Genomic DNA, 12,994 nt, shown 5'->3' with positions numbered 1-12,994 from the left:
TTCTCACTTTGTGCCGACGCTGAACAAAATAGGGACGGCGCTGTCCCGATCCCACCACACATTCGCCGCCGATCCGGGCCTGCGGGCCCTGCGCGTCGCGGTCACCGTCTTCTTCGCGGTCGACGGTTTCCTCTTCGCCGGGTGGGTGGTGCGCATCCCCGCGATCAAGGCCCAGGTCGGCGCCTCGGCGGGGCAGTTGGGGCTGGCCCTGCTGGGGGTGTCGGTCGGTGCCATCGCCACGATGGTGCTCACCGGGCGGCTGTGCCGCGTGTTCGGCAACGAGCGGGTGACCGTCGCGACCGCGGCCCTGCTGGCGGTGAGCGTGGCCCTGCCGCCGCGCACCCACTCCGCCCTCGCCCTCGGACTGGTGCTGCTGCTGTTCGGCGCGTCCTACGGCGGCCTCAACGTCGCGATGAACAGCGTCGCGGTGGACTTGGTCGCCGCGCTGCGCCGCCCGGTGATGTCCAGCTTCCACGCCGCCTACAGCCTCGGCGGGCTGCTCGGCGCGGGCATCGGCGGCCTGCTCGCCTCGCACCTGTCGCCCGCCACCCATCTGATGCTGCTCACGCCGATCGGCTTGTTGACGGTCCTGTTCGCGGGGCGGGTGATGCTGGCGCACCGGATCGGCCACGCACGCGTGACGGCGCCCGCCGCCCGGGCCGAGGCCGCGCCCCGTCCGGAGGCGGCCGGGTCTGCCGGGACCGTCGGGACCGTCGGGACCGGCAACAGCGGTACAGCGTACGGCGATACGGCGCACGGCGGAACGGTCCGCGCCGATCCGGTCCCCGGCGGGTCCGCCGGCGGCGGGCGGCGCACGACGGCGCCAGGGGCCGTACCGGAGGCCGTACAGCGAGCCGTGGCCGAGGTCGCGGCGGAGGACCCACCGGCGCGGGCCGGTGCGCGCGGTGCGGCGGCCGGGCACCGGACCGCCCTGCTGGTCGCCGTGTTCGGCCTGATCGCGGCGTGCTCGGCGTACGGCGAAGGGGCGCTCGCCGAGTGGGGCGCCCTGCACATCCAGCAGGACCTGCACAACGGGCCCGGCGTCGCGGCCGCCGGCTACGCCTGCGTCACCTCGGCGATGACCCTCGGGCGGCTGTCGGGCACCGCGCTGCTCACCCGCCTCGGGCAGAGCCGCGCGCTGGTGCTCGGCGGCCTGACCGCCTGCGGCGGCATGCTGGTGGGCGCGCTCGCGCCGGTCACGGCGCTGGTGATGGTGGGCTTCGCGCTCACCGGGCTCGGTCTGGCGAACCTCTTCCCGACCGCCATCGCGCGCGCCGGGGCGCTGACGGGCGCCGGCGGGGTGGCCGCCGCCTCCACCCTCGGCTACGGCGGGATGCTGCTCGGCCCGCCCTCGATCGGCTTCCTGACCGACGCCGTCGGCCTGCCGACCGCGCTGACCACGGTCTCCGCGCTCGCCGCCGTCGCCGCGGTGATCGCCTGGTCGGTCCGGCACACCTCGCCGCCGCAGGCGGCCTGACCTACGGAAACCGGGTCCTCGAAGGGCTCCCCCACGGCGGCGCGCGGTTGACGGGCGGCGCTGGAGCCGCACAATTCCCTTGTGGAGAACACCGAGTTCGTAGAGACGCTGCGCCGCGAGGGACCGCTGCTGGCCGGGGCGGCGCGGCGCGCGGGCCTGGACGCGCCCGTGCCCGCCTGCCCGGGCTGGCAGGTGCGCGACCTGCTGCGACACACCGGGGCGGTGCACCGCTGGGCGGCCGGGTTCGTCGCCGAGGGGCGGACCGAGCCGGTCGGGATGGACGAGGAGGCGGCGCCGAGCGGCAAGGGCGCCGACGGCAGCGGGGACGACGGCGGCGAACTCGCCGACTGGTATCTGCGCGCGCACGCGCGGCTGGTGGAGGTGCTGGCCGCAGCCCCGGCGGACGTGGCGTGCTGGACCTTCCTGCCCGCACCCTCGCCGCTGGAGTTCTGGGTGCGCCGCCAGGCCCACGAGACGGCCGTCCACCGGGTCGACGCCGAGTCCGCCGCCGGCCTCGCCCCGGCGCCGATCGACCCTGCCTTCGCCGTGGACGGTGTGGCCGAGATGCTGCTCCGCTTCGAGCTCAAGGGCCGCAAGCGGGCGCGCAGTCCGCAGCCCCGCACCCTGCGGGTCCGTGCGGACGACGTGGCGGGGGACCCCGGCTGGACGCTGCACTTCACCCAGGAACCGCCCCGCGCCGAGCGCGGCGGCCCGGACGGCCCAGCCGACTGCGAAGTGAGCGCGCCCGCCGCCGAGTTGTACCTCGCCCTGTGGAACCGCCTCCCGCACGACCGCCTCGTCCTGCGCGGCGACCGGTCCGTCATGGACCTGTGGCACGCCTCGGGCGCCGCGTCCTGAGCCGCGCCTTGAGGAGCTGAAGCAGGACGGGCCCGGCGGGACGGCTCAGGACTTGACGAGCATCCGCTCCAGGACGGCGCGGTGGTGGGGGCGGGCCTGCTCGTAGCGCCTGCGGCCGGCCGCGGTGATGGCGACCTTCACCCCGCGCCGGTCCTCGCTGCAGGTGCCGCGGTCGACCAGGCCCTCCTTCTCCAGGCGGGCCACCAGCCGGGACAGCGCGCTCTGGCTGAGGTGGACGCGGTCGGACAGCTCCTGCACGCGGAAGGAGCAGCCGTCCTCCGCGTCGCCGGCCAGTACGTCCAGCACCTCGAAGTCGCTGGCGCCGAGTCCGTACTGATGCAGCTCGCGGTCGATCTCACAAGCCGTACGGGCGTGAACAGCGAGGATGTCCCGCCATTCCTGCACGAGCGCGCGCTCACCCTTGTCGCCGGTCATGGCGCCACGGTAGCAGAAAACGGACGATTATGCACGAGCAATTAATGCACTTGCATTGGATGCGTATGCATGTACTCTTCTCGGCATGACCTCTCCGTCATTGCCGTCCCCTACCGTCCCCCGCCACGACGAGCGATGGAGCGCCCTGCAATGGGGCACCCTCCTCGTGCTGTGCGCCGCGCTCTTCCTCGACGCCCTCGATGTCTCGATGGTCGGCGTCGCGCTGCCCTCGATCGGCAGCGACCTCCACCTGTCCACGTCCTCGCTGCAATGGGTCGTCAGCGGCTACATCCTCGGCTACGGCGGCCTGCTGCTCCTCGGCGGCCGCGCGGCCGACCTGCTCGGGCGGCGCCGCGTATTCCTGATCGCGCTCGCGGTCTTCGCCGTCGCCTCGCTGCTCGGCGGCCTCGTCGACTCCGGCGACCTGCTGATCGCCACCCGCTTCGTCAAGGGCCTCAGCGCCGCGTTCACCGCGCCCGCGGGCCTGTCCATCATCACCACGAGCTTCGCCGAGGGCCCGGTCCGCAACAAGGCGCTGACCATCTACTCCAGCTGCGGCGCCACCGGCTTCTCGATGGGCCTGGTGCTCTCCGGCTTCCTCACCGAGGCCGGCTGGCGCTGGACGATGCTGCTGCCCGCGCCCGTCGCCGTGGTGGCCCTGGTCGCCGGGCTCAAGCTGATCCCCAAGTCGCCGCGCGAGAAGGCCGGCGGGCGGGGCTTCGACCTCCCGGGCGCCGTCACCGGGGCCGGGGCCATGCTGCTCCTGGTGTTCACCGTGGTCTCCGCGTCGTCCGCCGGGTGGGCCTCCGCCCGCACCCTCGGTTCCTTCGCCGCGGTCGCGGCCCTGCTCGCCGCCTTCACCGCCATCGAGCAGCGCTCGTCCCACCCGCTGGTCCGGCTCGGGGTGCTCCGCGACTCCCGGCAGGTGCGCGCCAACCTCGGCGCCGCCACCTTCTTCGGGTCCTACGTCGCCTTCCAGTTCCTGGTCACGCAGTACCTCCAGAACATCCTCGGCTACAGCGCCATGCAGACCGCGCTGGCGTTCCTGCCCGCGGGCTCGCTGGTGGCGATCCTGTCCACCCGGATGGGGCCGGTCGTCGACCGCTTCGGCACCCCGCGGGTGATCGCGGCCGGCTTCACCTCGCTGGTCGTCGGCTACGTCCTGTTCCTGCGGCTGAGCCTGCACCCCAGCTACGCGGCCGTCATCCTGCCGTCGATGCTGCTGCTGGGCGCCGCCTTCGCCACCGCCTTCCCGGCGCTGAACATCCAGGCGACCAACGGGGTGCGCGACGAGGAGCAGGGCATGGTCTCCGGGTTGCTGAACACCTCCTTCCAGGTCGGCGGCGCGATCTTCCTCGCCGTGGTCACCGCGGTGGTCACCTCCGGCGCGAGCGGCCACGCCGCCAGCCCGCAGGAGACCCTCGACAGCTACCGGACCGGCCTGTGGGTCGTCACCGGCGTCGGCTTCGCCGGGCTGCTGCTGACCCTGAGCGGGCTGCGCCGGCGCCGTCCCAGCTACGGCATCCTCGTGGCCTCCTCCGAGACCGAGGCGGCCCGCGCCGCTGAGGACGACGGCAGCCGGGTGACCGTACGCGACTGACCCGCAAGACCGTACGCGACCGAACCACCGGAGCGTCCCCACGGACGTCCCGGCACGACCGGCCGGCCCCGCGCGAGGAGGGAACGCGCGGGGCCGGCCCGTTGTTGTCACCGGCGGCCGACCGCCGGGCGCAGCACGCGCCTTCGGGGGAACGCGGCCGGACCGTACGCCGTCTACTGCCGTGCCGGCGCCATGGGCAAGGGGCGGGCGGCGCGAGCGCAGGGGGAGGCGGGCATGAGGAACACCGGGAACAGGGGCGGCAGCGGCGGGCACGGGCTGACCGGGCGCCGGACCCAGGCCGAGCGCGAGGCCGCCGCGGTCGAGGCGATGTACGCCCTGGCCACCGCCGCGGTGCTCGGCGCGGCCGGGTTCGTGGTGGCGGCCGCGCCGGTGCTGGCGGGCGCGGTGCGCGGCCCGGTCCGCGACACGTGGCTCGGCGCCGCGGCGGTCCTGGCGGCCGGGCTGTTCTTCGGCCGGGTCGTGCTCACCCTGCACCGCTTCGAACGCCGCACCCGGCAGCAGCGCCGGGCCGCGCCGCCCGCACCGGCGCTCCTCCCGCGCGGCTACGGCGGCGGCCCCGGCGACACGGCCGCCCCTGACACGGCTGCCCCTGACACGGCCGCGCCGCTCGTACCGCTGGTCACCCCGCACCGGCCGCGGCGGGTGGTGCGGCAGGCCGCCCGCAGCGGCGGCGAGCGGCGGGCCGACCGGCCCGGCTGAGCACCCCCGCCGGCCCGGCCCCCCGCGCGTCCGGTCAGGTGCGGTCGACGGCGTCCAGCGCGCGGCGGGCGAGGGAGTGCGTACGCACCAGCTCGGCCAGCGACCGCTTGCCGCGGGTTATCCCGGCGAACGCCCGCCAGGCCGGCGGGAAGGTGGTGAGCGCCGCGTGCAGCAGCCCGGGGCGCCGCTCGAACAGCGCCAGCATCCGCCGCCCCACGCCCATCTCGACGCCCAGCCCCGCCTTGACCGCGAAGGCGTAGTTGAGCGCCTGGCGGCGCGCGTCCACCGCGTCATGGGCCTCGGCGATCCGCACCGCCCACTCGCCGGCCAGCCGGCCGGAGCGCAGCGCGTACGAGATGCCCTCGCGGGTCCAGGGCTCCAGCAGCCCCGCCGCGTCGCCGCAGACCAGCACCCGGCCGCGGGAGAGCGGCGAGTCGTCGGCGCGGCAGCGGGTCAGGTGCCCGGAGGAGACGCTCGGCTCGAACCCGGCAAGGCCCAGCCGGGCCACGAAGTCGTCGAGGTAGCGCTTGGTGGCGCCGCCGTCGCCGCGCGCGGAGATCACGCCCACGGTCAGCGAGTCGCCCTTGGGGAAGACCCAGCCGTAACTGCCCGGCAGCGGGCCCCAGTCGATGTGCACCCGGCCGGCCCAGTCCTCCGCGACCGACGCGGGCACCGGGATCTCCGACTCCAGGCCCAGGTCGACCTGGTCGAGCTTCACCCCGACGTGTGCTCCTATCCGGCTGGCACTGCCGTCGGCGCCGACCACCGCGCGGGCGTAGACGGTCTGCTCCTCGCCGCGCCCGGCCCCCGCGCTGCCGGTCACCACGACCGCGACCGTACGACGGTCGGGCACGCCCGGGCCGTGCTGCTCCACCCGGGAGACGGTCACCCCGGTGCGCACCTCGGCGCCGGCCTCGCGCGCCGCGTCCACCAGCCCGGCGTCGAACTCCGGCCGGTTGATCAGGCCGAAGAGCATCTGGCGCGAGCGCTTGGTGCGGGTCAGCCGGCCGTTGAGGCTGAAGGTCACCGCGTGCACTCGGTCGCGCAGCGGGAGTTCGAAGCCCGGTGGCAGCGAGTCCCGGGACGGCCCGATGATGCCGCCGCCGCACGTCTTGTAGCGCGGCAGCTCGGCCTTCTCCAGCAGCAGGACCCGCCGGCCGGTCACCGCCGCCGCGTGGGCCGCCGAGGCGCCCGCCGGTCCCGCGCCGACCACCACGACGTCCCAGACCGGCTCGGTCCCGTCGTTCTCCGCACTGCTGCCCTGGGCCGGCTGCTCACCGCTCACGTCGTTTTCGCTCCCGCTCGCCACGCTCGGCTGTCCTCGCTGTTCAGCGCTGTCCGCAAGCATCCTATTGCGCCCGTGGCCTAGGGCTCGCTGTGGCACCATCGGCAGCGGCCCGCCGGCCCCGGCGGGGGCACCGGTCTGCCGGTGCCTGTCACGCTTTGCCGGCGTTCGTCCGGCCGTGCCGCCCGTCCCTACCAGGAGCGTTCATGTCGTCAGATCCGAAGTCCGAGGCCCCGCAGCCGTCCGAGCCGCAGGCTGAGCCGTCCGGCCCGCTGGCCGGCACCGTCGCGTCGCTGATGCCCCGTGCCAGGACCGAACTGGCCGAGCTGGTGTCCTTCGCGTCGGTGGCCGACGAGCGGCAGTACCCGCGCAGCGAGTTGCGGAAGGCGGCGGACTGGATCGCGGCGGCGCTGACCGCGGACGGCTTCGAGGACGTCGCCCTGCTCGACACGCCGGACGGCACCCAGTCGGTCTACGGCCTGCTGCCCGGCCCGGCCGGCGCGCCCACGGTGCTGCTGTACGCGCACTACGACGTGCAGCCGCCGCTGGACGAGGCGCAGTGGCTGTCCCCGCCGTTCGAGCTGACCGAGCGGGACGGCCGCTGGTACGGGCGCGGCGCGGCCGACTGCAAGGGCGGCCTGCTGATGCACCTGACCGCGCTGCGGGCGCTTCGCGCGCACGGCGGTGTACCGGTCAACGTCAAGGTGATCGTGGAGGGTTCGGAGGAGCAGGGCACCGGCGGCCTGGAGCGCTACGCCGAGGAGCACCCCGAACTGCTCACCGCGGACGCCATCGTCATCGGCGACACCGGCAACTTCCGGGTCGGCCTGCCCACGGTCACGGCCTCGCTGCGCGGCATGGCGATGGCCGAGGTGCGGGTGTCCACCCTCGCCGGCAACCTGCACTCCGGGCAGTTCGGCGGCGCCGCCCCCGACGCGCTGGCCGCGCTCATCCAGATGCTCGCCTCGCTGCGCGACGCCTCCGGCGCGACCACCGTGGACGGCCTGGACAACACCGGCGAGTGGACCGGACTGGCCTACGAGGAGGCCGACTTCCGCAAGGACGCCAAGGTGCTCGACGGGGTCGGCCTCGTCGGCGGCGGCGCCATCGCCGACCGCCTGTGGGCCCGGCCGGCCGTGACCGTCCTCGGCATCGACGCCCCGCCCGTGGTCGGCGCCACCCCGTCCGTCCAGGCGGAGGCCGGCGCCCTGGTCAGCGTCCGGGTGCCGCCCGGCACCGACGCCGCCGAGGCCGCGGAGGCGCTGGAGAACCACCTGCGCGCGGCCGCGCCGTGGGGCGCGAAGGTGCGGGTGGAGCGGCGCGGCAGCGGCCAGCCCTTCGCCGCCGACACCGCCAGCCCCGCGTACGCCTCGATGTCCGCGGCCATGCGGGAGGCGTACGGCCAGGAGATGGCGATCGCCGGCCAGGGCGGTTCGATCCCGCTGTGCAACACCCTCGCCACCCTCTACCCGTCCGCCGAGATCCTCCTCATCGGCCTCAGCGAGCCGGACGCGCAGATCCACGCGGTCAACGAGAGCGTCTCGCCGCAGGAACTGGAGCGCCTGGCCCTGACCGAGGCGCTCTTCCTGCGCCGCTACGCTGCCGCCCGGGCGAACTGACCCGTCCGCGCTCCCGCGCCGCGCGCCCGGCACCCGCGGAACGGGGCCGGGCGCGGCGCGGCCGGTCAGCGGGCGGGCTGGCCGGCGGCGAGGTTGAGGGCGCGGCCCTGTTCGCGGGCGCGCAGCGCCCAGCGCAGCCGGTCCAGCCGGATCGGGGGCAGCAGTCCGGCGGCCTCGTCCTCGGTGACGAAGCGCCAGCCGCGCAGTTCGGTGTCGGGCAGCAGCAGCCGGCCGATGTCGGAGGAGGGCATCCGGCCGCCGTCGAAGAGCAGGCGCAGCCCGCCGTGGCCCGGCGGCTGGGGCGGTTCCCAGTCCACGACGAGCAGTTCGAGGCCGCCGGTCAGCTCGATGCCCAGTTCCTCCGCGACCTCGCGGTGCCCGGCCCGGACCGGCGACTCGCCGCGCTCGACGATGCCGCCGGGGAACTCCCAGCCGGGCTTGTAGGTCGGGTCGACCAGCAGCACGCGGTCGGCGTCGTCGAAGAGCAGGACACCCGCGGCCACCGTCTCCGCGCGCGGCTCGGGCGTCTGCACGATGCCGCACACGCCCTCGCCGCGGCCGACCGCCTCGGCGACGGCCACCGCGGTCTGCCGCGGGTCGAGCCCTGCGGTGTCGACGACGTACGCGTCGCCGGTCAGCCAGGGCAGCGCCGCGGTGTAGTCGGCGATACGGTCCAGTGCCCAGCGGCGGGCGGCGTCGTCGGCGCCCGGCTCGCCGGGGTGTTCGGCCCGGGCGGTGATCCGGGCGCGCAGGATCGTTTCTCCCGGGTCGAGCAGGATGTGCCGCACCTCGATGCCGCGGGCCGCGAGCGCGCCGAATATCTCGTCGCGGTGCTCCTGGCGCAGCAGCGTCATCGGTGCGACGAGCACCCCGCCGACCTCGGCGAGCAGCGAGGCCGCGGTCTCCACCACCAACCGCCGCCAGATCGCCAGGTCCTGGTAGTCGGTGGCCTCCTGGAGCCGCTTCTCCGGCAGCAGTCGGCGCAGGCACTCGCCGAGCACCTCGGGCTCGTACAGGGTGCTCTCCGGTACCAGGTCCAGCATTTCGCGCGCCGCGCCGGACTTGCCGGCGCCGAACGCCCCGTTCACCCAGATGATCACGGTGCCCCCTTCTCCGTAGACCCCTACGAATTGCCCGGAACTTCGGGCCCGGCAAACGCGCCCGGTCACGTGGTGAGACCCGCCCGGTCCACCGCGCGCCCGCGCAGGGCCGGTGCACGGTGTCCGGCGCGCAGTCGGAAGCGCGGTCGGAAGCGCGGTCAGAACAGGGCCTCCGGCAGCGGGGGAGGGGAGCGCAGCGGCGCGGTCGGGGCCGGGGCGGACGCCGCCGGGTCCTGGTCGGCGGCAGGACGGCGCAGCGGCCAGCCCGCCGCCAGCCGGGCGTCGAAGAGCAGCGGGCCGCCGGGCGTGTCCAGGTACACGTCGTGCCCGGCGACCGCGCGGACCGTGCCGGCCAGGGCGTGCCCGGGCAGCAGCGCGGTGACCTCGGCGGCCGGGGGAGGGGGCGGCGGGTCGGCGGCGAGCCCGAACAGCCCGGCGTGGTCCACGCAGCGCGGCTCCGCGAGGGTGAGCGCTTCCGGCAGCCGGTCGCGCAGCGCCGTGACCCGCGCGTGCAGCCGCGCCACCTCCGCGGCGCGGTCCGCCGGGCCCGGCAGCCGGTGCCGGGCCGCCCGCTTGGCCGGGTCCGCGACCCGGTCCGGTACGCCGAGGGCGGCGCCCAGCACCGATTCGGTGCGGCGTGCCGCCATCAGGGGGCCCTCGCCGAGGAAGGCGAAGCACACCGCGGCCTGCTCCAGCAGCCGCAGCCGCCCGCGGGCCGCCGCGGTGATGCCGACCTTGAGCAGGCCGGGCCCGAAGTACGCCAGGTACACGCGGTACGGCCGCGGGTCGTCCGGCACGGTGTCCGCGGCCACCGACGACCTGCGGTCCAGCGCCCCGCACTCCTCGCACTGGTCGCGCCGCGCGGCCGGCGGCAGTTCGGCGCCCCGCGGGCAGGGGACGGCGCGGTCCGCGCGCCACACGCCCGCGCAGCGCCGGACCGCGGCGGCGTCCAGCGCCAACCGCAGCTCGGCGCCGAGCGGCAGCGGGCTCGCGCGCCGGCCGTACGAGGGGTGCCACCACGTCCAGCGGGCGCCCTCCTCCCGCCAGCCCATGCCTGTGCTCCGCCACATGCCTCCACGGTAGGGCGAGGGTGTGACAACGCCGCCGGGCCTGCCGGACGACAACGCCGCCCGCCTCCCGCCCGCCCGCCGGACGACAACGCCGCCCGCCCGCCCGCCGGACCGGCCGCCTCCTCCCTGCTCACGGGAGGCGGCGGCCGGTCCGGCGCTCACTTCTGCGGTGCACGTCCGCGGCTGCGGTGGGGCGGGGTCGGGCCGCTCGGGCCGGTCGCGTCCGGCGGGCCCGGCGGGCGGTCAGGCGACCGAGGCGACGGCGAGTTCCGGGGCCGCGGTCGCCGCGGTCTCCTCCAGCGGGACCGTGACGGACCGCAGCGGGACGAGCTTCGGCTGCTGGGTGGGCGTGCGCAGCACGAACCACACCACCTTGCCGCTCTCGTCGGGCAGCAGGTCGGTGCCCCAGCTGTCGCACATCGCCTCGACCATCGCCAGCCCGCGGCCGGTGGTGGCGGTCGGCTCCATCGGCTGGAGGTGCGGCAGCCGGGTGTCGTGGTCGGTGACGGCCACGGTGAGGCGGCCGGGCACCAGGGTGAGCTGCACCGCGCACTGCTTGTCCGGACGCGCGTGCCGGTGCACGTTCGCCAGCAGTTCGCTGATGCCGGTGGAGGCCGCGTCGACGAGCGACTCCACCCGCCAGTAACGCAGTTGGGCCGACACGATGCGGCGGATCTGCTGGATGCGGTACGGATGCGCCTCGAGTTCGAGTGCGCACTCATGGCGTACCGGGTCGGTCTGGTCGGATTGCATGATCACGGCTGCGACTCCCTCCGCGGTGGGGCCGGCGCCCTGCGGGGCCGGGATGCACCGCTCCGATGGGAACACTTGAGCGGGAATGCGTAGAGTGACTGCGGCAGTACTCCGTGATGCGTAATCAGGTTCACCCGTTGTGGGGGCGGGCGCAACTCGGAGTCTTACGGCGCCTTTACCGCCCGCCCGTCCGGAGCGCCCCCGCACCCGCGGCCCGCCGGCGCGGCCCCGGCGCTACCAGGCGGCCGCGGCCTGCCGCAGCCGGTCCTGGACGCGGCGCACGTCGGGATGGGTGTCGGCGCCCGGCCGCCGGACGAGGAAGAGGGTGTTCAGCGGCGGCTCCGCCGGGTTGTGCAGGAGCGCCAACCGGCCCGTGTCCAGGTACTCCTGGCACAAGGAGCGAGGCAGCACGCTGTATCCGGCGCCCGCGTTCACCGCCGACAGCACCGCGTACAGGTTCGGCACGGTGACCGCCGGGCGGGCGCCGAGCGGCCGGCCGAAGACGGTGCGCCAGTAGCGCCGCACGATCGGCAGGTCCTCGGCGTACGCCACCAGCGGGACCTCGCGCAGCGCCGCGCACAGGCCGTCCCCGCCGGTGCGCGGCGGCAGGCGCCCGGCCCAGGCGGGGGCGGCGACCAGGACGTACTCCTCGTCGGCGAGCGGCACCGACTCCAGGGCCCGGCCGCGCGGGCGCCGGGTGGCGATCACCAGGTCGTGCCGGCCCGAGCGCATCTCCTCCAGCAGCGGTTCCGGCAGCCCCTGGGCGACCCGGAGCCGTACGCCGTCGGCCGTCAGCGGGGCCAGCGCGGGCAGCACGCGTACGCACAGCAGCTCCGACGGCCCGGCCAGCCGGACCGGCGCGGCCACGGCGCCGGTCTCCGCCAGCGCGGCCAGGGCGTCCAGCGGTCCGGCCGCCTGCCCGGCCAGCTCGTGCGCGTACGGCGTGGGCTGCGCGCCGCGCGGCAGGCGGGTGAACAGCTCGCGGCCGGTCTGCTGCTCCAGGGCGCGGATCTGCGCGGTCACCGTGGGCTGGGAGAGCCCGAGGCGCGGCGCGGCCGCCGTGAAGGAGCCGGTCCGGTACACCGCCAGGAACGTCCGCAGCAGGTTCAGGTCCGCGTGTGGCGGCAGCTGCTTGCCGTCGGCCGGTATCGGGTGCCCCATGGCCGCCACCGTAACAATCGGCGGCATCAGAGTTCCGATGGCGGACATCGGCGGACCGATTGGTTGCCGGATGGCGTTTCGGCCTACGGTCGAAGAGGCAGCCCGTCGGCGCCGACGCGGGCGGCGGCCGCCCCGGCCACGGCGGCGGCAGCAGACGGCACATCCAGGACACGGGAGAGACACGTGGCGAAGATTCTGTTCGTGATGACCGGAGCCGACCGGTGGACGCTGGCCGACGGCACCGCCCACCCCACCGGCTACTGGGCCGAGGAGGCGGCGGTCCCGTACGAGATGTTCCGGGCCGCCGGCCACGAGATCGCCGTCGCCACCCCGGGCGGCGTGGTCCCGCCGGTGGACGGCGCGAGCCTGGCGCCCGCCGTCAACGGCGGCGCGGACAACGCCCGCCGAGTGCGGGACATCCTGGACGGCGCCCCGGAGTTCGCGGCGCCGATCGCCCTGGCCGACGCGGATCTGGAGGGCGTCGACGCGGTCTACGTCCCCGGCGGCCACGGCCCCATGGAGGACCTGGCAGTCGACGCGGACTCCGGGCGGCTGCTGACCCGGGCCCTGGAGCGCGGCCTGCCGGTGGGCGTGGTCTGCCACGGCCCGGCCGCGCTGCTCGCCGCCGTACGGCCGGACGGCACCAACGCCTACGCCGGCCACCGGATCACGGCCTTCACCAACGCCGAGGAACGCCAGGGCGGACTGGCCGACCAGGCCAGGTGGCTGCTGGAGGACCGGCTCAACGCGGCGGGGGTGGAGGTGTCGGTCGGCGAGCCGTGGGCCCCGCACGTCGAGGTCGACCGCAATGTCGTCACCGGCCAGAACCCGGCCTCCTCCGGCCCGCTCGCGGCCGAACTCCTCAAGAAGCTCTGACCGCGCCGCGCCGCGCCGAGAACCGCTGAGCGGGCCGCGC

Annotated in this window: 12 protein-coding genes; 6 read left to right on the top strand and 6 right to left on the bottom strand. The window is 75.7% G+C overall.

Features of this window, described 5'->3' with window-relative positions:
• The first annotated feature begins 10 nt into the window (after positions 1–10).
• Both AC3EVP_RS28100 and AC3EVP_RS28095 read left to right on the top strand, forming a co-directional pair.
• Entirely contained in the window at positions 11–1,477 is a 1,467-nt protein-coding gene (locus tag AC3EVP_RS28100; protein ID WP_435134539.1) for an MFS transporter, read from the top strand.
• A gap of 81 nt (positions 1,478–1,558) precedes the next feature.
• Entirely contained in the window at positions 1,559–2,335 is a 777-nt protein-coding gene (locus AC3EVP_RS28095) for a maleylpyruvate isomerase family mycothiol-dependent enzyme (RefSeq protein ID WP_435134536.1), read from the top strand.
• Positions 2,336–2,380: 45 nt separating this feature from the next.
• Here AC3EVP_RS28095 and AC3EVP_RS28090 read toward each other — a convergent pair whose 3' ends face one another.
• A complete protein-coding gene (locus tag AC3EVP_RS28090; RefSeq protein ID WP_335980023.1) occupies positions 2,381–2,770 on the bottom strand; it encodes a MarR family winged helix-turn-helix transcriptional regulator in 390 nt (129 codons plus the stop codon).
• Between the two features lie 85 nt (positions 2,771–2,855).
• Here AC3EVP_RS28090 and AC3EVP_RS28085 point away from each other — a divergent pair, with 85 nt between their 5' ends.
• Both AC3EVP_RS28085 and AC3EVP_RS28080 read left to right on the top strand, forming a co-directional pair.
• Positions 2,856–4,370: an MFS transporter gene (locus tag AC3EVP_RS28085; protein WP_435134532.1), complete on the top strand. Its 1,515-nt coding sequence runs from the start codon at positions 2,856–2,858 to the stop codon at positions 4,368–4,370.
• Positions 4,371–4,604: 234 nt separating this feature from the next.
• Positions 4,605–5,090 carry a DUF6332 family protein gene (locus tag AC3EVP_RS28080; protein WP_435134530.1) on the top strand — a complete coding sequence of 162 codons (486 nt, stop codon included), beginning with the start codon at positions 4,605–4,607 and terminating at the stop codon, positions 5,088–5,090.
• A gap of 34 nt (positions 5,091–5,124) precedes the next feature.
• On the opposite strand, the gene AC3EVP_RS28075 is transcribed toward AC3EVP_RS28080, so the two are convergent.
• Positions 5,125–6,438: a geranylgeranyl reductase family protein gene (locus AC3EVP_RS28075; RefSeq protein WP_335980015.1), complete on the bottom strand. Its 1,314-nt coding sequence runs from the start codon at positions 6,436–6,438 to the stop codon at positions 5,125–5,127.
• 143 nt (positions 6,439–6,581) lie between these two features.
• Between AC3EVP_RS28075 and AC3EVP_RS28070 the strand changes: the two genes are divergently transcribed.
• Positions 6,582–7,994 carry a dipeptidase gene (locus AC3EVP_RS28070; RefSeq protein ID WP_435134527.1) on the top strand — a complete coding sequence of 471 codons (1,413 nt, stop codon included), beginning with the start codon at positions 6,582–6,584 and terminating at the stop codon, positions 7,992–7,994.
• A 65-nt stretch (positions 7,995–8,059) separates the two neighbouring features.
• Here AC3EVP_RS28070 and AC3EVP_RS28065 read toward each other — a convergent pair whose 3' ends face one another.
• From AC3EVP_RS28065 to AC3EVP_RS28050, 4 genes are all read right to left on the bottom strand, one after another.
• Positions 8,060–9,094 (bottom strand): NUDIX hydrolase, encoded by a 1,035-nt coding sequence (locus AC3EVP_RS28065; protein ID WP_335980012.1) that lies wholly within the window; start codon positions 9,092–9,094, stop codon positions 8,060–8,062.
• Between the two features lie 158 nt (positions 9,095–9,252).
• Complete coding sequence (locus AC3EVP_RS28060; RefSeq protein WP_435134524.1) at positions 9,253–10,164, bottom strand: DUF2797 domain-containing protein; 912 nt, start codon at positions 10,162–10,164, stop codon at positions 9,253–9,255.
• A 243-nt stretch (positions 10,165–10,407) separates the two neighbouring features.
• Positions 10,408–10,917: an ATP-binding protein gene (locus AC3EVP_RS28055; RefSeq protein WP_335980139.1), complete on the bottom strand. Its 510-nt coding sequence runs from the start codon at positions 10,915–10,917 to the stop codon at positions 10,408–10,410.
• Positions 10,918–11,151: 234 nt separating this feature from the next.
• Positions 11,152–12,078: a LysR family transcriptional regulator gene (locus tag AC3EVP_RS28050; RefSeq protein WP_435134521.1), complete on the bottom strand. Its 927-nt coding sequence runs from the start codon at positions 12,076–12,078 to the stop codon at positions 11,152–11,154.
• A gap of 183 nt (positions 12,079–12,261) precedes the next feature.
• On the opposite strand from AC3EVP_RS28050, the gene AC3EVP_RS28045 reads away from it, so the two are divergent.
• Positions 12,262–12,954: a type 1 glutamine amidotransferase domain-containing protein gene (locus tag AC3EVP_RS28045; RefSeq protein ID WP_335980006.1), complete on the top strand. Its 693-nt coding sequence runs from the start codon at positions 12,262–12,264 to the stop codon at positions 12,952–12,954.
• Positions 12,955–12,994 lie beyond the last annotated feature (40 nt).

This window comes from Actinacidiphila sp. bgisy144 (genome assembly GCF_057708105.1).
The sequence above is the reverse complement of the archived record's forward strand: the minus strand, read 5'-3'. Positions and strand labels throughout refer to the sequence as shown.